Source organism: Rhodococcus ruitaii, from assembly GCF_055230935.1.
On the sequence record NZ_JBUYWC010000019.1, the window covers coordinates 112,252 to 133,248 of the forward strand.

A 20,997-nucleotide genomic window follows, 5' to 3' on the forward strand; every position below is an offset into this window, starting at 1 on the left:
TCCGGGCGTGCCGTGTGACGGTGGTGTAAACCGGGTACGGGTAGCCGCGGAATCGAGAAGGGAACGGCATGGGTAATTTCGAAGGCGGTAATTTCGAAGGCAAGGTCGCGTTCGTCACGGGTGCCGCGCGCGGTCAGGGACGTGCGCATGCGGTCGCGTTTGCCGAGGCAGGCGCGAATTTGGTGCTCTGCGACCGGTGCGAGGACACTCCTGTCGTCCGGTATCCGCTCGCGACGGAGGAGGACCTGGCCGAGACGGTACGGCTCGTCGAGGCAGCCGGAGCGAAGGTCGTCTCGGACAAGATCGACACCGCCGATCGCGCAGCGATGGACCGGCTCGTCGCTCGCGCACACGAGGAGTTCGGCCGCATCGACATCGCGGTCGCCAACGCCGGGGTGTCGACGGCCGCGCCCGTCCAATCGATGCCCCAGGCAATGTGGGACGAGACGATCTCGTCGAACCTGACGGGTGTGTTCAACACTATCGCGTCGGTTGCACCGGGCATGATCGAGCGCGGATACGGGCGGATCGTGACGATCTCATCGATGCTCGGCCGTGCCGGGAACACCAACATGGTGGCCTACGGTGCATCGAAGTGGGGTGTGATCGGCCTGACCAAGAGTGCCGCCCTGGATCTCGCACAGAACGGGATCACCGTCAACGCCATCGCCCCCGGAAACATCTCCACCCCCATGATCCACAACGACGCGCTCTACGGAATGCTCCGACCTGATCTGGAGAACCCCACCGCAGACGATGTCGCCCCGGTTTTCACGTCGCTGCACGCGCAGCCGGTGCCCTGGCTCGAGCCCGCCGAGGTCACCCGTGCGGTGTTGTTCTTCTGCGACGAGGCTGCCGCGCACATCAGTGGAACCGTCCTGCCGATCGACGCGGGGAACGCCGCGCGCGTCACCGGCTAGCAACGTCGGGACCGGATCTGCTCGGCGGGTCGGTGCCGACGGCATGCGTCGGTAGCCGACCCGTTCCGAACAGCGCAGCGACCGAGAGCAGGGCAGTCACCCCGAAGGCCACCTGCAGGGCCTCGAGCCGCGCACCGCTGTTGACGGCGACGACGGCGTCGCGCGTCTGTTCGTCCATACCCGCCGCGACCAGGGCGCCGTCGAGTTCGGTATTCGACAGGAACGGCACGCCCTGTGCGATCTGAGTGCCGGCCTGCTGCTGGACGGCCGCCGGGATTTCGGGGTTGTCCTCGATCCCCGCGGCCACCGAGGTGGAGAGGGTGGCGATGAGGATCGACCCGATCAATGCCGTACCGAGCGACGCGCCGAGGTTGGTGGCGGTGTTCTGCACGCCACCGACCTCCGCGCTCTGCGACTCCGGCACCGCCGACACCGTGATCGCTCCCAACTGCGACGACAATGCGCCGAGCCCAAGCCCCAGGAACAGCATCGGGATCGCCACGACGGCAGCGGTGGCGCCAGGATCCATACCCGCGGTGAGGATGACGATCCCGATGATCATCGATGCGAGCCCCAAGCGCACCACTCGTCGGGGATTCGCGTACGGCCAGAGCTTGGGGATACCTGCCGCGGCGAGCACGAGGGCGAGTGAGAGCGGGAGGATCCGCACCCCGGTCTCGAGTGCACTCAGCTCCAGCACCACGGACAGGAACAGCGGCACCGAGAAGAACACCCCGGCCTGAACTGCGAACTGGGCGAAGAACATCGTCAGCCCTCCGGTGAGCTGACGGTTCTCGAACAATGCCGGATCGATGAGTGGATCGCGGCTCTTCGCGACCAGCGTGTGTTGCCGTCGCATGAACGCGTAGAGGATCAGCGACCCTCCGAGGATCAGCCAGATCACGGGGGACACACCGATGATCTCCGGGCCGGCGGGCGCGGCGATCACCCAACCCCATTCGCTCGACCGCAGCACGCCGTACACGACCATCGCCAGCCCCATCACGGACATGACCGCGCTGGGCACGTCGATCGACACCGGCGACGCTGGAACATCCTTCACCTGCCGCAACACGAGCAGGATCAGCGCCACCACGACGACCTCACCGAAGAACACATACCGCCACGATGCGAATGTCGTCACCGCCCCACCGAGGAGCGGGCCGACCGCGACCGCCATGGCACCGGCTGCCGCAACGAGGCCGTATGCCGCTGCGCGCCGCTCGGGCGGAAAGTTGGCTGCGACGAGTGACACGATGGCCGGCATGATCAGCGCTGCGCCGATCCCTTCGAGGAGCGACCACCCGATCAGCAGGACCACCAGGTTCGGGGCGAGGCCGGTGACAAGCGATCCGACCGCGTAGATCACGAGACCGACGGCGAAGACCCGGCGTCGTCCGAGCGCGGTACCGATCTTGCCGCCCGTGATCATCAGAGAGGCCATCACCAGCGTGTACAGGGTGATGGCAGTCTGAATTCCGGTGATCGTCGTGCCGAGATCCTGCGCGACTGTCGCCATCGACACGTTCATCACCGAACTGTCGAGCGTCATCAGGAATTGTCCCGATGCCAGCACCGCCAGGACGAGCGTGGAGCCCGATCGCACTTCCGGACCTGATCTACGACTATTGCCCATTGTCGAACCGGCTTCCGATTCCAGAAGTGACCCGCGCAGTAGAAGACAAAAATACAGCAGAACCGGACCTCGATGGCGAGACCCGCAAAATCGGTCGCAGCGTGTCGGTGCCTCGGTGCACACTGGGCGAGCAACCCACGTCCAGGAGAGAACTCATGGCTGATGCCATTGTTGTCGAAGGATTGATCAAACGGTTCGGGGGTCTCACCGCGCTCGACGGTATCGACCTCCGTGTCCCCGAGGGCACGGTCACGGCGTTGCTCGGCCCCAACGGCGCCGGGAAGACCACGGCGGTTCGTGTGCTGACGACGCTGCTCGTCCCCGACGGTGGCCGCGCCGAGGTCGCCGGTTTCGATGTCGTCGCCGACTCCGCAGCGCTGCGTGCACAGATCGGTGCCTCTGGCCAGTACGCCGCGGTCGACGAATATCTCACCGGGTACGAGAACCTCGACATGGTCGGGCGCCTCTATCATCTCGGTGCCCAACGGAGCCGGGAGCGGGCACGCGAGCTGCTCGACCAGTTCGACCTCGTCGATGCAGGCGACCGTCCCGTGAAGACCTACTCGGGTGGTATGCGGCGCCGGCTCGACCTCGCCGGTGCACTGGTCGCCGAGCCTCCCGTGCTGTTCCTCGACGAGCCCACCACCGGCCTCGATCCCCGCGCCCGACTCGGCCTGTGGGACATCATCGAGAAGCTTGTCGAACGCGGCACCACTTTGCTGCTCACCACGCAGTACATGGACGAGGCGGAACGGCTCGCCGACCGGATCGTCGTGATCGATCGGGGCACCATCATCGCCCGCGGTACCGCCGACGAACTCAAGTCGCTCGTCGGGGGTGAACGCATCGAGCTCCTCGTTCCCGACGCCGGGCAGGTCGAGACGGCGCGTTCCGCGCTCGCCGAACTCGCGGCCGGCGACATCCGGATCGAATCCGGTCGGGTGATCGTGCCCGCCACTGGCGGAACCGAACTGCTCGTAGCGGCACTGGGACGGGTTGCGGAGGTCGGTGTCCGGGTCACCGACGTCACGCTGCGCCGGCCCACCCTCGACGATGTATTTCTCACCCTGACGGGCCACGAGGCAGAAGAGAAGCTCGAGGAGCCGGCGTCGTGAATACATTGCTGATGACCGCCTCCGACGGTCTGACCATCGCCAAACGCAACATCATCAAGATCAAGCGCGTTCCGGACCTGATCGTCTTCACGACGCTGTCGCCGATCATGTTCGTGCTGTTGTTCGCGTACGTGTTCGGCAGTGCGATCCAGATCCCCGGCACGTCGTACCGGGAGTTCCTCATCGCGGGCGTGTTCACCCAGACCGTGATCTTCGGTGCTACGTGGACGGGCCTCGGCATGGTCGAAGACCTGCAGAAGGGCATCATCGACCGATTCCGGACCCTGCCGATGGCGCCGTCTGCGGTGCTGATCGGCCGCACCTCCACCGATGTGCTCATCAACATCGTGAGCTTGGTGGTCATGTCGCTGACCGGCCTGGTGGTCGGCTGGCGCATCAATTCGTCGCCGCTCGAGGCGCTTGCCGGCTATGCCTTGCTGTTGCTGTTTGCGTATGCCCTGTCGTGGTTGATGGCGGTGGTGGGCATGTGGATCCGTACCCCCGAGGTGTTCAACAACGCGAGCTTCATGGTGATCTTCCCGCTGTCGTTCATCGCCAACACGTTCGTCGATACGTCGCAGATGCCGCCCGTGCTGCGCACGTTCGCGGAATGGAACCCGGTGTCGGCGGTCACCCAGGCCGTCCGCGAGTTGTTCGGCAACACCAATCCGATGATGCCGGTGCCCGACGTGTGGCCACTGCAGAACCCCATCATTGCGTCACTGTTGTGGACCGCGCTGATGCTGGTCGTGTTCGTGCCGTTCGCGATCCGTCGTTACAAGAAGGCAGTGAGCCGATAGAAGACGTGAGCCGCTGACGTCTTCTATCGAGTGGGAGCGCCGTGTATCAGCTCATTGCCCGCGCTGTGCGGCCCATCCGTTGATTGCGGTCGCGAACTCGGTGGACGCAGGCAGCAGGGCCGGGCCGTCGGCGATCCCGGCGGGAAGTGGGCCGAGTTCTTCGAGGGTGTGGTTGGCTGTGGTGAAATGACCGAACTGCAGATCGGTGTGCTCGAGCGAGGCCCGGAGCGGCTCGATCTGATCGCAGCTGATGTTGAGGTCTTTGTCTGAGCAGGTCAGAAGGACCGGTGTGCCGTCCGGGAGCGATGCGGCGAGGTCCGGAGGATAGAGTGCGTCGGCCTCGGCCAGGAAGGTCGCGTTGTACGAGTTGAACCCGAACTGCTCCATGATCGGGCTCAGACCCTCCGGAACGGTACCGGTGGTGCGAAGTGAATCGATGGTGCGGGGGATGTCGTTGCGCAGTGCGTCGGCGTCGGTTTCGTCGAGCTGCCCCGAGTTCGCCAACGATTCGAGCTGGACTCGCAGCAGGTCGAGGTAGCGCATCGACAGTGGTGCGAGCAGTCCGTAGCCGTCGCCGACGCCACGCTCGGCGAGCGCCAGCGTGGTCAGACCACCTTCGCTGTGACCGAGCACGAGAATGTCGTCGACGCCGAATCCGGTGCGTTCCGAAAGCAGTTCGGTAGCGGCCTGGGCATGGTCGACCTGGTCGGTGAACCCGTAGACCTTGCCGGTCTCGGGCGCATACGAGCCGAGGCCGGTGGCGCCCGCACCGATCTTGTCGAAGCGCAGGCTTGCGATGCCTTGGGCGGCGAGAGAGTCGGAGACACGAAGCAGGGTGTCGGCCACCATCATCGGTGCCTGATTGCCGTTGCGATCGGTGACTCCGCTCCCTGGCAGCAGTAGGGCAGCGCCCTTGACATCACCGTCGGGGCTGCGCAGGCTTCCGTGGAAGGTGGTGCCGGATGCGTCGAACGTGACCTCGGTGTCGGAACCGGCCGGTGCGATGACGGATCCGGTGTCGGGCAGCGCCGATGCGGTACTTGCGAATGTCACACCGCCCGCCACCACGAGCAAGGGAATCGTTGCCGCACTGATTGCTCTTCGAAGGCCTCGCATAGTTGCGAACCCTAACAAACCTTGCGAACCTGCACCATTTCCGAGCGAATGTATCATTCGTCTCGATTGACAGAACGAGGGATACATTCGCTCGGAAGCGGTCGGATCAGGTCGGGTCAGGGGAGTAGACGGTCCATGAAGGTGTTGCTGTACACCCGGTGCGGGTCGAGCCGGTTGTACACGGCCCGAGCGGAGTCCCAATTCTCGTCTGCCGGAACACCTTCACGGTAGGTGTCAGGAAGAGTGCTGTCGAGGATCCGGTCGTCGGTGTACGGCAGATCCGGCCCGAATGCCCAGCCTTTCGACCATTCGGGGCGGAATGTGGAATCACCGCCGTTGTAGCGCTGGAGCATCCACTGTTCCATCTCGCGATAGAACGCGAACATGCCGGGCGTGCCCGGAACGCCGAGCACATTCAGCCAGATCGCGGTATCCCATTCGGGGCGATCCGGGCGTGGACGTGTCGACGCGATGGTCGGAGCGCCTGCCGATGGTACCCGCACATCGGATGTCTGGTCGAGGCCGCAGCACCGAATCTCGACCGGCCCGTTCAGCGGATACTGGTCGAGCGAACGGTAGTGTTCGATGCGTTCGTTGAACCACTCTGCGAAGTCGTGGATGACGTTGGCGATATTGTCGCGACTGGTGATAACCGCGCCGCCACCCTCGGTGAGGCGCAGCGTGGTCTCCTTGATGTAGAACTGCAGGTCCTTGGACCAGCCCCAGAGATCCGACGATGCGGTCGCGGCGAGCCCTGCGACAGTCACGCCGTAGTACGTTTCACCGAACAACGGTGCAACACCGGGGTTTCCCGCGGTCATCTGCCCGACCAGGTCGGTGATGGGCTCCGGGAGATTGTCGGAGAACGGATAGTTGTACGGACCCGTGACCTCCCGCGATTCCGCCGGCTTCTCTGGCGCGAGTGACCACACTTTCATCCACGGCTTCTCCGTGAACGGGTACCAGATTGCCTCTGCACGGCCTGCGCTGCGGACGAACGACTCGAAGGTGCGTCCCTCGGTGCCGGCCGGGGAGAACAGTTCGCGCCAGTCGATGTCGGTGTAACTCTGGCAGCGCATGCGGTAGTCGGGGCCGACTTGGAGCGTGACCGAGGTCAGGAAGGTTCTTCCCAAGTGCGCCAGCAACGCCGTGATGTCGGGATCTGCGCGGGTGAAGGTGCGCAGGGCATACTTGTTGCCGTCCCAGACAACCGCAGTGAGTTCGGTGACGAGATTGCTCAGTGATCCGAATGTGTGTCCAGGGGAGTTGCTTTCACCGTCGGCGGGAAGCGCAGCTCCGTGTGCGTTGACTGCGAGCGAACCCGCGATCGACAAGACGCCGGGCGCGGGCAGGTTCGCGAATCCGAGGCCGTGTGCGTGTGCTGCAGTGGTGATCGCGTCGAGTGTCGCGCCGGGCCCGGCCGTGACGGTGGCGGGATCGCCGCCTGGATCGACGCTCACCGAGTTCAGGTGGAGCATGGTGTCGGCGAGGATCACGCGGTCGACGGGTGCGCCGTTCACGATGGTCAACGGCGTCCAGCCGTGCATCGCGCCGCGTGGCCGGATGGTGTAGCCGTTCTCATGTGCCCAGTTGGTCAGCCGCACCACGTCGTCCGCGTTGTTCGGTGCGCAGGTCCAGATGGAGTCCAGCATGATCTCCTTGGACCAGTTCTGGTACGCCTGCTGGTACAAATCGATCCCCTCGGGGAACGACGGTGGCGCGGGAAGCGTCGCGTCGGACGACCCTGCCGGAAACGCGTGAACGGGTGTCCAGCTGCCGACTGCGGTCACGGCAAGTGCACCGGCGCCGGCAGCGAAGAAGCCGCGCCGGGAAAGGCGCGGTGCGGAGTCTCGAATTGTCATTGTTTTTTTGAGTAGCTTTCCGGGAAGGGGGGCCTCACGCGACGGTGAGGACCACATCGGCCAGGGCTGGTGCAAGATCTCGGTCTGCGACGGTGACAGTGGCGACGAGCCGGTTCTCGCTCTTCCACACGCGCACGCGCAAGGTCTCACCCGGGAATACGACGCCGGCGAACTTGGCGCGGAACCCGGCGACACGCGTCGCATCGGAATCGAGGAGATGGTCGGTGATCGACTTGCACACCGTGCCGTAGGTGCACAGGCCGTGGAGGATCGGCGCCGGGAATCCCGCAGCCTGCGCGAAATCCGGATCCGAGTGGAGCGGGTTGCGGTCGCCGCACAAGCGGTACAGCAACGCCTGCTGCGGCAGGGTCGGGACGTCGAACTCGGCGTCCGGGGCGCGGTCGGGGAGCGCGACCGATTCCGACGGTCCACGCTCGCCGCCGAAACCTCCTTCATCACGGGCGAAGATCGACGACCGCGCAGTCCACAGAGGATTTCCGTCGAGATCCTCGGTGACGGATTCCTGCACGATGACCGCGGCCTTGCCCTTGTCCCATACTTCGGCGATACGCGTGGTGGTGCGGCCCTTACCGGATGCCGGGATCGGCGCGTGGACCCGGACCTCCTGGCTGCCGTGCACGACCTTCGCCAGATCGATCTCGACACCGGGGAAGGAGACCTTCGGTGGTTCCGTGGTGTGGAATGTGGCGGCCACCGTTGCGAACGTGGGTAGCACCTGGGGATCACCGTCGCGCAGGTAGCGCAGCTCGCCGGCGTCGGTCGGGCGGGCGCCTGCGCCGAGACCGAGATTGTAGAGCTGTACGTCGCTGCTGGTCCACGAGAATTCCTGGACGGGGAGGGCTGCGCCGATGGCGACAGAGGGATCGATGGGCACGAGGGTCCTTTCTTCACTACCTATGTCTTCGATGCCTGTGCTGCCGCGTCCGCGGCGGTGGGGCGCAGATTAGGTGCGATCGGCGGTATCCGCGACGGCGTCTTCCGCTGAACGGACATCGTCCTTGCGGAGAATGTCTAGCACCGCCACATATCCGAACGTCATTGCGGGTCCGATCGTTGCGCCCGGGCCCGCGTACGTGTGACCCATGACGGGGGCACTCACGTTGCCGGTCGCATAGAGGCCGTCGATGACGCTGCCGTCTTCCTTGAGCACCCGCGCGTCGACATCGGTGACGAGCCCGCCCTTGGTGCCGAGATCGCCCGGCACCACCTTGATCGCGTAGTACGGCGCCTTGCCGATCGCAGCGAGACTGGGATTCGGCTTGTTGCGGGGGTCTCCGTAGTAGTGGTCGTACTTCGATTCGCCGCGAGCGAAGTCCTCGTCTTTTCCGGTCCGGGCGAAACCGTTGAACCGTTCGACTGTGTCGGTGAGGCCGGACGCGGGGACGCCGATCTTTTCGGCGAGTTCGTTGATCGTGTCGGCCTTGACGATCACCCCGGCCTTGAACCAGCGCTTCGGGAACGGCTGGCCGGGAGTGATTCCCGCAAAGGTGTACCGGTTGCGGTAGCGCTGGTCGAGCACCAGCCATGCGGGGATGTTCTCGCCCGGACCGTCGCCACGGCCGTGCTTGCCGCCGTACATGGCGTGCGTGGCTTCGACGTATGGCGCGGATTCGTTGACGAATCGCTTTCCGGCGCTGTTGACCATGATGCAGCCGGGCAGGCTGCGCTCTGACAACGCGAACCACGGACCACCCGTGAGCGGGAACGACGGCCCCCACCAGGCATCGTCCATGAGATCGACGGCGCCCCCGACTGCCTGCCCGGCGCGGATACCGTCGCCGGTGTTGGCCTTCGCGCCCACGGTCCAGTCGGTGCCGATCGGTTCACGCTGGTACTGCGTGCGCATTTCCGCGTTGTGTTCGAATCCGCCGGTAGCAAGGATGACGCCCTTGCGTGCGCGGATGGTGCGTTCCTCACCCCTGGATTCGACGCGCACTCCACGTACGACTCCGTCCTCGACGACGAGATCGGTCAGGGCGGTGTCGAGCAACAGAGGGACACCCGCGTCTCGCAGGCCGATGCGCAGTCCGGCCATGAGTGCCTGACCGCGGACCAGCAGATTCTTCCTGGTGATCTTCGCCCACAGGAATCGTGCGCCGACTTTCGCTGCACGCAGCGGTCCCCGCGGGTTGCGCATCAGCAGGTTGAGCCACTTGTAGTCGGCTTGAGTGATGACGAAGTTCGACGGTGCCTTGACGTAGTCGGGTTCGAGGAATTTCAGGTCGTCACCGAGGCGATTTCCGTCGAACGGCCTCGGTTCCACCGATCGCCCGCCGGCCCGTCCGCCGGGAGCTTCGGGGTAGTAGTCGGAATAGCCGGGCACCCACGTGAGATCGAGTGCGCTGTGTTTCTGGATGTACGACAGCATTTCGGGTCCGCGGTCGATGTAGGTGTCTATCCGTTCGGCCGGAACGACGTCGCCGATGATGCTGTGGAGATAAGTGCGAGCTGCTTCCGGGGTGTCCTCGACGCCCGCGGCCTTCAGGGCGTCGTTGTTGGGGATCCACACGCCGCCCCCGGAGCGTGCGCTCGAGCCGCCGTAGTGGGGTGCCTTTTCGATCAGGACGACGCTTGCGCCCTGGCGGGCAGCGGTGATCGCGGCCGTCATGCCGCCGGCGCCGCTGCCGACGACGACGATGTCGTACTCCTGCTCACTCATGTAGAACACGTTATAGAACTAGGGGGTGTCGAGTCCATCCTTCCGGGTGAAATAGAACGTACGCTGAGAAATCACACCGGGAACCTCGTTCGAGAACGCGTTACAGTCGGGGTCGAGGATCGCTGGCGGACCAGGCACGGAACCGTACCGACGGGATGGAGCACGATGTCGGCAGTAACCGGCACGTCTCCCTTCGGAGAGAGGAATTCGTAATTCCGGACGAGTACTGCCAGCGCGATCACGCCCTCGAGCATCGCGAACCGTTGACCGATACAACCTCTCGGGCCGTGGCCGAAGGGAACCCACGCGAAACGGGGTCGTTCGCTCTCCCGTCCGGGTGCGAACCGGTCCGGATCGAACCGGAACGGATCGGGCCACAGATCGGCGCGGTGGTGGATCACCCAGATGGCAACGTTGACGTCCGCCCCGGCCGGGATGCGGAATCCGCATACGTCACTGGCCTCGATGCTCCTCCGCGTGAGAAAGGGCGCCGGCGGGTACAAGCGCGTGGCTTCCTCGAACACCATCGTGGTGTATGTCAGAGCACTGTAGGTCAGGGTGTGGGCTTCGGCAGCGGATGCGTCGTCGGTGTCAAGAACCGATTCGGCCTCCTCTCGGACGCGTTGCTGCACTTCAGGTGCGTGTCCGAGCAGATGCAGTGCGAATGTGAGAGCGGTGGCGGTGGTTTCGTGCCCGGCGAGAAGGAAGAGCTTGATCTGGTCCCGGATCTCGTCGATCGACAATCGGTCGTTGCCATCGCGGGCAGAGATCAGTCGGCCCACGAGATCGGTGCCGGGATCGGAAAGTGACCGACGATGCTCGATGAGTTCGTCGCACACCTGACGGATCTGCCTCCCCGCACGTGCGGTGCGGCGGTTCGCTGGGGTCGGCCATGTCAGCGGAATCTTGACGGGCGCCAGCCCGCGTCGGAGATAAGCGCTGCCGAGCACGGGAAACGCGGTGCGCAGGACCCGCGTCATCTGCGGTGATTGCTCGCCGAACAGGATTTTCGATGCGACACCGAGTGTCAGCTCGCCCATCCAGGCGCGCAGATCGAGCAGTTCGCCTTCGGCGCCGGGTGATGTGCCCGCGATGCGTTCCACCTCCGTTCGCATCGCCTGGGAATAGCCGTCCACGTTCTTCGGGGTGAACAGCGGCTGGATCATCCGCCGCTGACGGAGCCACGTCTCGTCCTGGCTCGTGAGCAGGGCGTCACCGAATACATCGCGTATCGCCTGGTAGAAGACCGAGTCCTTCCGGAAGTTGCGGTTGTTCGGTGCGGACAGCAGAAGCCCGATCCCGTCGGGATGGTTGATGGTGAAGAACTCGTGGCGGAGTCCTGGGGGCCCGATGACGCCGCGAACCACGTCGCCACACTCCTCGTACGCGCGCATCCCAAAGTCGAGCGGATTGCTCAGGATGTCGCGGGTCGAGCCCAGCAGCCAGGAGCCGGAGACGGTCGGTGGGGTGGGTGACGCACCGGCGGTGACGGTCATGATGCCTCCTAGGATTCGATGCCGACTGTGGGTCGGCGTCGAGCTGGTGGAGGTCCAGTATCGGTCGTGCGGATCAGGAGGAAGCGAGTAGTGCCCTACTCGAATCGTGAGAAATCGATCGCCACGACGGCCTAGAATTCGTCTGTGCCCGGCGTATGGCCGTTGACCGGCCGGGACGAGGAACTCCGGATCGTCCGAGAGGTGCTCGATCGGCCTCCCCCGACGGGGATCGTCATCGCAGCGCCATCGGGCGTCGGTAAGACACGTCTCGCGCGGGAAGTCCTCGCCCGCGAGCCCGCGCGGCGCGTGTACTGGACTGCCGCTACCGAATCGTCGCAGAACATACCGCTTTCGGCGTTCGCCGATGTGGCGGGAAGCGCCGGGTCGGGCCCCCTCGGGCGGGTAAGGGGGGTCTTCGATGCACTTGCAGGAACAGAAGCCGACGCCGTGCTCGTCGGCATCGACGATGCTCATCTGCTCGACGACTCCTCCGCGTTCGTTGTCCATCAGCTGGCCCTCCGGCACCGGGTCGCGGTTGTCCTCACCGTTCGGTCCGGTGAGCGCTGCCCGGACGCGGTGACACGTGCGTGCAAGGACGTGCCGTTGAGCAGACTCGACCTCGATCCCCTGACGGAAGGTGCGGCGAGGCGCTTGGTGGAACGTGTCCTCAGTGGTCCGGTGGCTGCTGAGAGTGCCCGGCAGTTGTGGTCCTACACGCAAGGAAACGTGCTCTTTCTGCATCAACTGGTCGAAGACGAGTACGCGAGCGGACGACTCGTGCAGTCCGACGGAATGTGGAAGTGGGCGGGGATGCGCGGACTTTCTCCGACGCTCGTCGATTTGGTAGAGGCGCACGTGGGACGGCAACCACCATCGGTCCAGGAGGTGCTCGACGCGCTGGCGGTCTGTGAGCCACTCGAGTTGCCTGTCCTGCGTGTGGTGGTCGATCCCGATACGGTGCCCCGCGCCGAAGCCGCGGGGCTCGTCATGGTGGGCACCGAACGCGAGATCCCCACGGTGCGGTTGAGTCACCCTCTGATCGGGGAGGCGCGTCGCGCGCACGCCGGTGAATTGCGCCTTCGGGAGATCCGGGGCCGTATCGCGACCGCACTCGCCGATCTCGGGGGAGCCGACCACCGGTCGGTGGTACGGCGGGCTCTGCTTGTCCGGGAATCGGACCTCGACGCAGACCCGGTGATCCTGCTCGACGCGGCACGGGTCGCGCTCACCCTGCACGACGCTGTGCTGTGTGAAGATCTCGCGCGGACAGCGGTCGACGCCGGCGGAGGTCCGCAGGCGCGGTTGATGCATGCATTCAGTCTGGGCCAGCTCGAACGCAGCGCAGAAGCCGACGGCATTCTGGCGGAGCTGACCGACTCGGCTGCCGACGACGCCATCCGATTCCGTGTGGCACTGGTGCGGGCCGGGAATCTTGCGTGGATCGCACGCGACGCGGTGCGGGCACAAGCTGTGCTGGATGACAACGAGGGCCTCGCGGAGCGACTCGGACGTGGCGCCGGGCACCGTGCGCTGTGCTCCGCGGTGGCAGCGGCACGCGGACAGTGCTCTGTGGCAGTCGATCTCGCTCGGGATGTTCTGCGGGACGGAGGAACCGACGACTATGAGACGATGATGGCGATCTGGGGGCTGGTGGCGGGCCTCGGAGATCTCGGCAGAACGGATTACCTCTGCGGCAGGGACGAATTCGGGTCCGTACACGCTGCTGCAGCGATTGGTCATGCGGTGGCAGCGCGTTCGGATGCGGCGGAGCATCTCCGCATGGGCCTGGGGTTCCTCGAAATGACCGCAGAGGTGGCTGCCGGGTGTGTGATCGATGCGTGTGCGGTGGTCGACGAATTGTACGAGCGGGACGTCGATCTACCTCACGCGGTGGGAATCGAATTCATGATGGGTGCGTGCGATCTTGCTCGTGGCCGGCTCGATGCGGCGCGGGCACGCCTCGGTGGGGCGGTGTACGGGCCGGTGAGGAATACCGGTCCGGCATTGCTGGCGACGATATATCTGGCAACCGCGCTGGCGATGTCCGGTCGTTCCTCGGACGCGGCGGACGTGCTGTCCGACACCGGCGTGGCGGTGCGTGTGGGGCCAGGATTCGCCCTGTGGGACCCGGACATTGCGGTTGCCGAAGGATGGGTGCGGGCTTCCGGTGGTGCGCTCCGTGCCGCCGTCGAGGTGGTTCGCACAGCCGCCGCTGCGGCAGGTGCCCGCGGCCAGGTTGCCCGTGAGATGCAATGTCTTCAGGCCGCGACGCAGTTCGGTGATGCGACCACGGGGCCTCGGGTGAGGCATCTGGCAGGTGTCGTCGATGGTCCTCGGGCAGGCGTGGTGGCGGACCACGCGGAGGCCCTTGCTGCGCACGACGGTGATCGGTTGGCCGAAGTGTCCCATCGCTACGAAGAATTGGGAGATCTGATCGCGGCCTTGGACGCAGCTGCTCAGGCAGTGCCGGCATTCCGTGGGGACGGACACCGCGGTGCGGCGCTGACCGCGCATGTGCGGGCGCGAAGCCTTGCGGAGCGATGTGGAGGCGCCGACACTCCTGCCCTGCAGGCGGCATCGGAGCCGGTCGAGTTCACGGCCCGTGAGCGTGAAGTGCTGCGGCTGGCGGTCCGTGGGCTGTCCAACCGGAAAATTGCGGAAACTCTGGTCGTCTCGATTCGCACGGTGGAGGGCCACCTGTATCGGATCTACCGGAAGGTGGGTGTCAGTAGCCGGGACGAACTCGCGGAGATCATGGGAGGCTCGGGGCCCTGAACCCGCGACGCTTGTCCCGCGGTGTCATCTCTTCTCCTCGTTCGGCACGGTCAGGGCCCCCTCGGCCACCGCTTGCTCGATGCTGCGTTTGAGGTTCGGGCAACCCTCACGCGGCGTGATCGATGTGACCGCGTCGGCGGCGGTGGTGCGCAGGACCGGACACACGGTGCCGGGGTCCTCCTGCCACTGCACACTCGTGTGCCGGTAGCTGTTCTTGCGTACGAGGACGCACGTGCCGCACTCGCGACACGCGACTTCGTTCAGGCCCGAATCGAGATAGTTGATCTTGTCGATCGCGGTCTGGGCTGCGATGGCCTCGACCCGGTCGGGTCGATCGGCGAAATCCGGGGACTTCGCCCATTTGGCTTCGCGAGTCGAGGCTGTCATCTCAGACCTCTGCTTCCTGGGTGCGTTGTGCCTCTTCTGCGGCCTTTCGTTCGAGATTCTCGGCGACTTCCTTCTCCCAGGCTTCATTCGCCTTGGTGGTGTCGACCTCGAACTCGAAGCGTCCGGTCATCTTGTCGGTCACGTCGGCAACGTCGACGTAGAACTGCTCGTACCAGCGCCGCAGCTGGTAGACCGGGCCGTCCTCCTCGCAGAGCAAGGGATTCTCGATCTTGGTCTTGTTCTTCCAGATCTCGACATCCTGGAGGAAGCCTTCGCCGACACCTTCGGTGAGCTTGGCGGCCAGGAAATCCGACTGTTCTTCGGACATTCCGGTAGGCCTCTTGACGATGATGCCGTACTGCAGCATGAACGAATCATGTGTGATCGGGTAGTGGCAGTTGACCAGGATCGACTTGGTTTCGTAGCCGCCGTAACTGTTGTCCAGCGGGTTGATCATGTACGACGGCCCGTAGTAGGCGGCGTACGATTCGAGTTTCGATTCCATGCCGTACTGGGTGGCCATGCCCTTGTCCGGTCGCCCGCGGGTGTTGAGGTACTGCTCCGCGATGTGCCCTTCGAAGACGTTCTTGAAGAACGTGGGGAAGGCGTAATGGATGTAGAAGAAGTGCGCCATGTCGACGACATTGTCGATGATCTCGCGGCAGTTGGACCCTTCGATGACGATCTGGTTCCACGTCCAGTCGGTCCACTCGTCGGTTCCGTACTGCTCGAGTTCGGGAATGGTGACGTTCTCCGGCGGCTTGTTGCCTTCCGGGTCATGCCACACGAACAACTGACCGTGCTTTTCCATCGTGACCCACGCGCGAGTGCGGGCGAGAGGGGGAACGCGACGCGAATAGGGGATGTCGGTGCACTTGCCGTTGCCGCCCCAGCGCCAATCGTGGAACGGGCATGCGATCGAATCGCCCTTGATCTCGCCCTGCGACAGGTCGCCGCCCATGTGCCGGCAGTATCCGTCGAGCACCTTGATCTCGCCGTTGCTGTCGGCCCAGGCCACGAGTTTGGTGCCGAATGCTTCGACGGAGTGAGGCTTGCCGTCCTTGAAACTGCGGCTCAGGCCGAGGCAATGCCAGCCCCGTGCGAACCGCGTCCGGGTCTCTCCGACGTCGATCTCGCGAATCTGTGACATGTCCGCTCACTTCCTTCCGGATTTCTTAGTAGAACACGTTATAGAACTTCACTCGCGATCGAAAGGGAACGTGGACTTTGGTCCCCATCCGACTTCGTCCTCTGCGAAGGCTGCTTGTCTCGACACAAATAAGAACATGTTCTAGTCTCGAAGCAAGCGATCAATTCCTGAACAGACGGGAGCGTCCAGTGGGTGACCACGACAGCCACGAGGTGCAGCAGCGGATCGATGCTCTGCTGCCCAGCCTGCGGGAACGTGCGCAGGAAGCCGAGGATCTTCGCCGCATCCCCGACAGCTCGATCAAGGCGCTTCAGGAGTCCGGATTCTTCAAGCTTCTGCAACCGGCTCAGTGGGGCGGATACGAAGCCGACCCGGTCACCTTCTACAGCGCGGTACGCACCATCGCGAGTGCCTGCGGCTCCACCGGTTGGGTCTCCGGCATCATCGGTGTCCACAATTGGCACCTCGCGCTGTTCGATCAGCGGGCTCAGGAAGACGTCTGGGGCAACGACCCCGACGTACGCATCTCATCGTCCTACGCGCCGATGGGTGCCGGTGAGGTCGTCGACGGCGGATACAAGGTCAACGGTGCATGGGCCTGGTCGTCGGGCAGTGATCATGCTACCTGGGTGGTCGTCGGAGGTCCGGTGATCAAGGACGGGCGCCCCGTCGACTTCGGCAGCTTCCTGATTCCGCGCTCCGACTACGAGATCGACGACGTCTGGAATGTGGTCGGGCTGCGGGGGACGGGCTCGAACACGGTCGTTGTCAAGGACGTGTTCGTTCCGCGTCACCGTTTCCTGAGCTTCAAGGCCATGAACGACCTCGCTTCCCCCGGGCTCGAGCGCAACACCGCGCCCGTCTACAAGATGCCGTGGGGCACCATCCATCCCACGACGATCTCCGCGCCGATCGTCGGCATGGCGTATGGGGCATACGACGCGCACGTCGAGCATCAGGGCAAGCGTGTCCGCGCCGCGTATGCGGGTGAGAAGGCCAAGGACGACCCATTCGCCAAGATCCGCATTGCCGAAGCGTCCAGCGACATCGATGCCGCGTGGCGGCAGCTCTCGGGCAATGTTGCCGACGAGTACGCCTACCTCGTCGACGGCAAAGAGGTGCCGATCGAGCTTCGTCTGCGTGCTCGCCGCGACCAGGTGCGTGCGACAGGCCGTGCCATCGCCTCCATCGACCGGCTGTTCGAGAACTCCGGCGCAACCGCGCTTGCCAACGGCACACCCATCCAGCGATTCTGGCGCGACGCCCACGCCGGTCGTGTGCACGCAGCCAACGACGCCGAACGGGCCTACGTGATGTTCGGTGGCGCAGAGTTCGGTCTTCCGCTCACCGATACGATGGTGTAAGGACCGCCCGTGACTGCAACTCGAGAGATCACCTACGAATCGACGTCCCGCTTCGCTCAGGTCCGTGACGATCTGCGCCTGCACTACCATGAGGCAGGTGTCGGGAACGACACGGCGATCGTGCTACTGCACGGGGGCGGCCCGGGTGCGTCGGGCTGGTCGAACTTCTCCCGCAACATTCCTGTCCTCGCCGAGAAGTTCCACGTCATCTGCGTCGATCAGCCCGGATACGGCAAGTCCGACAAGCCCACCGAGCATCCGCAGTACTTCGTGCACAGTTCGACGGCGCTGAAGGACCTGCTCGATCACCTCGGTATCGAGCGGGTGCACCTGCTCGGGAACTCCCTCGGTGGCGGCGCAGCGGTGCGTTTCGCCCTCGACTTCCCCGAGCGCGCCGGCCGGCTCGTCCTGATGGGACCGGGCGGCCTCAGCGTCAACCTGTTCGCCCCCGACCCGACCGAGGGGGTGCGCAACCTCGGCAAGTTCAGTTACCAGCCGACCCGCGAGAATCTCGAAGCCTTCCTGCGGATCATGGTGTTCGACCAGTCGCTCGTCACCGAAGAACTGATCGACGAGCGATTCGAAGCCGCCAGCGCCCCCGAATCGCTCGCTGCCGCCAAGGCGATGGGAAAGTCGTTCTCCAGCGCCGACTTCGAACTCGGCATGCTCTGGCGGGACGCCTACAAGCTCCGGCAGCGCGTGCTGCTCATCTGGGGACGCGAAGACCGCGTCAATCCGCTCGACGGCGCGCTTGTGGCACTCAAGATGATCCCCCGCGCGCAACTGCACGTGTTCGGTGGTTGTGGGCACTGGGCGCAGCTCGAGAAGTTCGAGGAATTCAACCGGATCACGGCGGATTTCCTCACGGACGGAGGTAAGTGATGGGTATCCGTTCCCTGGGGTACATGCGGATCGAGGCCACCGACATGGCGGCCTGGCGTGAGTACGGCCTGAAAGTGCTCGGCATGATCGAGGGTAAGGGCGCCGACCCCGAAGCCCTGTATCTGCGCATGGACGATTTTCCCGCGCGCCTCGTCATCGTTCCCGGCGAGCACGACCGCCTGCAGGTGTCCGGGTGGGAGAGCGCCAACGCGGAAGAACTGCAGCAGGTCCGCGATTCCCTGGTTGCCGCAGGGGTGCCCTTCAAGGAAGGCACGAAGGAGCAGCTCGCTGATCGCCGCGTCGCCGAGCTCATCACGTTCGACGACGTCTCCGGCAACACCCTCGAGGTATTTCACGGTGTCGCGCTCGAACACCGCCGGATCGTCAGCCCCTATGGGCACCGGTTCGTCACCGGCGAGCAGGGTCTCGGTCACGTGGTGTTGACCACCGACGACGACGAGGCGTCGCTGCGGTTCTACCGCGATGTCCTCGGATTCACTCTCCGCGACTCCATGCGGCTACCGCCGCAGGCCGTGGGGCGGCCCGAGGGGGCAGACCCGGCGTGGCTGCGGTTCCTCGGCTGCAACCCGCGACACCACAGTCTCGCGTTCCTGCCGTTCCCCAACTCGACCGGCATCGTCCATCTGATGATCGAGGTGGAGAACTCCGACGATGTGGGCCTGGCCCTCGACCGCGCCCTGCGGAAGAAGGTCAAGATGTCCGCGACGTTGGGCAGGCACGTCAACGACGAGATGCTGTCGTTCTACATGAAGACCCCGGGCGGGTTCGACATCGAATTCGGTTGCGAGGGGTTGCAGATCGAGGACGAGAAGTGGATCGCCAGGGAATCGACCGCGGTGAGCCTGTGGGGTCACGACTTCACGGTGGGTTTCCAGCAATGACCGCCCCCACGGACGGCGGCGCCGGTGCACTGGATCCGAGGACGTTCCGTACCGTCCTCGGACAGTTCTGCACCGGCGTCACCATCATCACCACCCTCGACGACGACGCTCCAGTCGGATTTGCGTGCCAGTCGTTTGCGGCACTGTCACTCGACCCGCCGCTCGTGCTGTTCTGCCCGACCAAGCAATCCCGCTCGTGGACGGCAATAGAACGCAGTGGGCGATTCTGTGTGAACGTGCTCGCCGAGGAGCAGCAGGACGTATGCGCTCGCTTCGGGTCGCGTGAACCGGACAAGTTCGCCGGCGTCGAGTGGACGCCGTCTCCACTAGGGTCGCCGATCCTCGCAGGATCGCTCGCGCATATCGACTGCACCGTCGAGACCGTGCACGACGGCGGCGACCACTGGGTCGTATTCGGTCGGGTCTCCTCGCTGAGCGAGGTGGGCGAGGAACTGGGCCGGCCGCTGCTGTTCTATCGTGGTCAGTACACCGGCATCGAACCGGAGAAGACCACCCCTGCCCCGTGGCGCGACGATCTGGAAGCGTTTCTCACCACCGTGTCGGAGGACACCTGGTTGTAAGTGTCGAGCGCAGGGACGGAAAATCTTCCTCATGTGATCAGGCATAAATACTCCCGTGTGCTTGTTGTGCTCTACCATCGGTCAACCAACACCGATAACCGGTAGCCGCCAACATCCACGAACGGAGGAGCCCATGGCCACCGACTATGACCGCCCCAGGGTCGAAAGCAACGATGAGTCGCTCGATATTCTGGGCCCCGGCCGCAACACCGCACAGGCTGCGGTGGCGGACGTCGAGGAGACCGACACCGCCGAATCGTTCGAGCTTCCCGGCGCGGACCTGTCGGGTGAGGAACTGACGGTCCGAGTAGTCCCCCGTCAGTCGGACGAATTCACCTGTACGCGTTGTTTTCTCGTTCAGCATCGCAATCGCATGGCCGATCCGGCAGAGAGTATCTGCATGGATTGCGCCTGAGAATGCTGTTCTCGCAACGGAGGCGAACGATGCACCTGGCGCCGCATCAGCGTTGAAGTATCCGTGACATGAGCTGCCGTCCCTGCCCGAACGACATGTTCGGCAGGTACGCGTGGCCGACCGCGAGCCCGATCCCGGGCAATGCCGTGGAGTCGGGGAACACCATGTACATGGGGCGATGACGGGGTTGGAACTTGGCCTTGAACGACAGCAGCGACCGGAACCCGTACACAGGCTCGAGAACCTGACCCAGCAGGCTCAACAGGTCATCGAGTGCACCCGGTCTCTCGGTGCCCGATTCCTCCAGGGCTCTGGCAAGCGGAGCTCCGGACAAGCTGACGAACTCGAGCCCGTCCTCACGTGCGGACAGCGCAGCCGACGCGATGAGGAACTCCATCACCGGTGGATCAACCAGGGGCGGCCGTCGATCAAGTCGGAGCGGCAGGGGAGGTACTCGCCTGGGTGATCACGCTACCGAAATGTGCGCTAGTGCTCCGCCGTTCACGGCGGAGGTGAAGGCGCACGCGGGAGGCCCGCCAAGGGCCGAGCGTGCCCCAGGCGGGACGGTCCTGCTGCTCGATGTACTGCCGCAACACCGAGATCGGGGCACCACCGACCCGATCCAGCGAAGTACGACCCCGACCAGAGCCGCTGGGCTCGCCAGTAGTGCCGGACCAGCTCGGGGAACTCCTGCCGCATCCTGCGCGACGACACACCTTTGAGGCTGTTCACCAGCTTCGACACGGCGACCTTCGGCGGGAAGTTCACGAGCAGATGCACTTGGTGCGATTCGCCGGTGAACTCGACCAGTTCGACCTCGACGTCGGTACACACGGTCCGGATGATCGCTTCCATGCGTTTGAGGTGGCGGGCGGTGACCACGCGATGCCGATACGTGATGACGAAAAAAACCAGG

General features: G+C 64.7%; 18 protein-coding genes and 1 pseudogene. 9 read left to right on the plus strand and 10 right to left on the minus strand.

Going from position 1 to position 20,997, the window contains the following annotated elements:
• Positions 1–68: 68 nt before the first annotated feature.
• Positions 69–920: a mycofactocin-coupled SDR family oxidoreductase gene (locus ACZI8W_RS22640; RefSeq protein ID WP_463370764.1), complete on the plus strand. Its 852-nt coding sequence runs from the start codon at positions 69–71 to the stop codon at positions 918–920.
• Here the strand turns inward: ACZI8W_RS22640 and ACZI8W_RS22645 are convergent.
• On the minus strand, positions 910–2,556 hold the full coding sequence (locus tag ACZI8W_RS22645; RefSeq protein ID WP_463370765.1) for an MFS transporter: 1,647 nt from the start codon (positions 2,554–2,556) through the stop codon (positions 910–912). The two genes, ACZI8W_RS22640 and ACZI8W_RS22645, sit on opposite strands and share 11 nt — an antisense overlap.
• Positions 2,557–2,711: 155 nt before the next feature.
• Here ACZI8W_RS22645 and ACZI8W_RS22650 point away from each other — a divergent pair, with 155 nt between their 5' ends.
• Both ACZI8W_RS22650 and ACZI8W_RS22655 read left to right on the plus strand, forming a co-directional pair.
• Complete coding sequence (locus tag ACZI8W_RS22650) at positions 2,712–3,671, plus strand: ATP-binding cassette domain-containing protein (protein ID WP_463370766.1); 960 nt, start codon at positions 2,712–2,714, stop codon at positions 3,669–3,671.
• Between the two features lie 11 nt (positions 3,672–3,682).
• Positions 3,683–4,471, plus strand: a complete 789-nt coding sequence (locus ACZI8W_RS22655) for an ABC transporter permease (protein WP_463370787.1) — start codon at positions 3,683–3,685, stop codon at positions 4,469–4,471.
• A 51-nt stretch (positions 4,472–4,522) separates the two neighbouring features.
• Here ACZI8W_RS22655 and ACZI8W_RS22660 read toward each other — a convergent pair whose 3' ends face one another.
• From ACZI8W_RS22660 to ACZI8W_RS22680, 5 genes are all read right to left on the minus strand, one after another.
• A complete protein-coding gene (locus tag ACZI8W_RS22660) occupies positions 4,523–5,524 on the minus strand; it encodes an alpha/beta hydrolase (protein WP_463370767.1) in 1,002 nt (333 codons plus the stop codon).
• 179 nt (positions 5,525–5,703) lie between these two features.
• Positions 5,704–7,449 (minus strand): cholesterol oxidase substrate-binding domain-containing protein, encoded by a 1,746-nt coding sequence (locus ACZI8W_RS22665; protein WP_463370768.1) that lies wholly within the window; start codon positions 7,447–7,449, stop codon positions 5,704–5,706.
• 34 nt (positions 7,450–7,483) lie between these two features.
• Positions 7,484–8,344 (minus strand): MaoC/PaaZ C-terminal domain-containing protein, encoded by an 861-nt coding sequence (locus tag ACZI8W_RS22670; protein ID WP_463370769.1) that lies wholly within the window; start codon positions 8,342–8,344, stop codon positions 7,484–7,486.
• Positions 8,345–8,413: 69 nt separating this feature from the next.
• Complete coding sequence (gene kstD, locus ACZI8W_RS22675) at positions 8,414–10,129, minus strand: 3-oxosteroid 1-dehydrogenase (protein WP_463370770.1); 1,716 nt, start codon at positions 10,127–10,129, stop codon at positions 8,414–8,416.
• A 71-nt stretch (positions 10,130–10,200) separates the two neighbouring features.
• Complete coding sequence (locus ACZI8W_RS22680; RefSeq protein ID WP_463370771.1) at positions 10,201–11,625, minus strand: cytochrome P450; 1,425 nt, start codon at positions 11,623–11,625, stop codon at positions 10,201–10,203.
• A 144-nt stretch (positions 11,626–11,769) separates the two neighbouring features.
• Here ACZI8W_RS22680 and ACZI8W_RS22685 point away from each other — a divergent pair, with 144 nt between their 5' ends.
• Positions 11,770–14,400, plus strand: coding sequence for a helix-turn-helix transcriptional regulator (locus tag ACZI8W_RS22685; RefSeq protein ID WP_463370772.1), 2,631 nt, complete (start codon positions 11,770–11,772; stop codon positions 14,398–14,400).
• A 24-nt stretch (positions 14,401–14,424) separates the two neighbouring features.
• Here ACZI8W_RS22685 and ACZI8W_RS22690 read toward each other — a convergent pair whose 3' ends face one another.
• Complete coding sequence (locus ACZI8W_RS22690) at positions 14,425–14,787, minus strand: hypothetical protein (RefSeq protein WP_463370773.1); 363 nt, start codon at positions 14,785–14,787, stop codon at positions 14,425–14,427.
• A 1-nt stretch (position 14,788) separates the two neighbouring features.
• A complete protein-coding gene (locus ACZI8W_RS22695; protein WP_463370774.1) occupies positions 14,789–15,937 on the minus strand; it encodes a 3-ketosteroid-9-alpha-monooxygenase, oxygenase component in 1,149 nt (382 codons plus the stop codon).
• A 188-nt stretch (positions 15,938–16,125) separates the two neighbouring features.
• On the opposite strand from ACZI8W_RS22695, the gene hsaA reads away from it, so the two are divergent.
• The 5 genes from hsaA to ACZI8W_RS22720 all read left to right on the plus strand — a co-directional run bounded on the left by hsaA (position 16,126) and on the right by ACZI8W_RS22720 (position 20,081).
• Complete coding sequence (gene hsaA, locus ACZI8W_RS22700) at positions 16,126–17,301, plus strand: 3-hydroxy-9,10-secoandrosta-1,3,5(10)-triene-9,17-dione monooxygenase oxygenase subunit (RefSeq protein ID WP_463370775.1); 1,176 nt, start codon at positions 16,126–16,128, stop codon at positions 17,299–17,301.
• A gap of 9 nt (positions 17,302–17,310) precedes the next feature.
• The gene (hsaD, locus tag ACZI8W_RS22705; RefSeq protein WP_463370776.1) at positions 17,311–18,183 is read left to right on the plus strand and encodes a 4,5:9,10-diseco-3-hydroxy-5,9,17-trioxoandrosta-1(10),2-diene-4-oate hydrolase; all 873 of its coding nucleotides are present in this window, start codon (positions 17,311–17,313) and stop codon (positions 18,181–18,183) included.
• A complete protein-coding gene (hsaC, locus tag ACZI8W_RS22710) occupies positions 18,183–19,085 on the plus strand; it encodes an iron-dependent extradiol dioxygenase HsaC (protein ID WP_463370777.1) in 903 nt (300 codons plus the stop codon). The genes hsaD and hsaC overlap by 1 nt, the downstream gene beginning before the upstream one ends.
• A complete protein-coding gene (gene hsaB, locus ACZI8W_RS22715) occupies positions 19,082–19,666 on the plus strand; it encodes a 3-hydroxy-9,10-secoandrosta-1,3,5(10)-triene-9,17-dione monooxygenase reductase subunit (protein ID WP_463370778.1) in 585 nt (194 codons plus the stop codon). Before hsaC ends, hsaB begins: the two co-directional genes overlap by 4 nt.
• 133 nt (positions 19,667–19,799) lie before the next feature.
• Positions 19,800–20,081 (plus strand): DUF4193 domain-containing protein, encoded by a 282-nt coding sequence (locus ACZI8W_RS22720; protein ID WP_463370779.1) that lies wholly within the window; start codon positions 19,800–19,802, stop codon positions 20,079–20,081.
• 46 nt (positions 20,082–20,127) lie between these two features.
• Here the strand turns inward: ACZI8W_RS22720 and ACZI8W_RS22725 are convergent.
• Positions 20,128–20,484, minus strand: a pseudogene (locus ACZI8W_RS22725) (phosphatidylglycerol lysyltransferase domain-containing protein); the annotation flags it as partial.
• A 98-nt stretch (positions 20,485–20,582) separates the two neighbouring features.
• On the minus strand, positions 20,583–20,997 hold a 415-nt coding region (tnpA, locus tag ACZI8W_RS22730; protein ID WP_463370780.1), incomplete at its 5' end, for an IS200/IS605 family transposase.

What these genes read in the sequence shown, in the direction of transcription:
- ACZI8W_RS22640 (WP_463370764.1), top strand. Translation starts at nt 69, where the DNA reads ATGGGTAATTTCGAAGGCGGTAATTTCGAAGGCAAGGTCGCGTTCGTC.
- ACZI8W_RS22645 (WP_463370765.1), bottom strand. Translation starts at nt 2,556, where the DNA reads ATGGGCAATAGTCGTAGATCAGGTCCGGAAGTGCGATCGGGCTCCACG.
- ACZI8W_RS22650 (WP_463370766.1), top strand. Translation starts at nt 2,712, where the DNA reads ATGGCTGATGCCATTGTTGTCGAAGGATTGATCAAACGGTTCGGGGGT.
- ACZI8W_RS22655 (WP_463370787.1), top strand. Translation starts at nt 3,683, where the DNA reads ATGACCGCCTCCGACGGTCTGACCATCGCCAAACGCAACATCATCAAG.
- ACZI8W_RS22665 (WP_463370768.1), bottom strand. Translation starts at nt 7,449, where the DNA reads ATGACAATTCGAGACTCCGCACCGCGCCTTTCCCGGCGCGGCTTCTTC.
- kstD (WP_463370770.1), bottom strand. Translation starts at nt 10,129, where the DNA reads ATGAGTGAGCAGGAGTACGACATCGTCGTCGTCGGCAGCGGCGCCGGC.
- ACZI8W_RS22680 (WP_463370771.1), bottom strand. Translation starts at nt 11,625, where the DNA reads ATGACCGTCACCGCCGGTGCGTCACCCACCCCACCGACCGTCTCCGGC.
- ACZI8W_RS22690 (WP_463370773.1), bottom strand. Translation starts at nt 14,787, where the DNA reads ATGACAGCCTCGACTCGCGAAGCCAAATGGGCGAAGTCCCCGGATTTC.
- ACZI8W_RS22695 (WP_463370774.1), bottom strand. Translation starts at nt 15,937, where the DNA reads ATGTCACAGATTCGCGAGATCGACGTCGGAGAGACCCGGACGCGGTTC.
- hsaC (WP_463370777.1), top strand. Translation starts at nt 18,183, where the DNA reads ATGGGTATCCGTTCCCTGGGGTACATGCGGATCGAGGCCACCGACATG.
- hsaB (WP_463370778.1), top strand. Translation starts at nt 19,082, where the DNA reads ATGACCGCCCCCACGGACGGCGGCGCCGGTGCACTGGATCCGAGGACG.
- ACZI8W_RS22720 (WP_463370779.1), top strand. Translation starts at nt 19,800, where the DNA reads ATGGCCACCGACTATGACCGCCCCAGGGTCGAAAGCAACGATGAGTCG.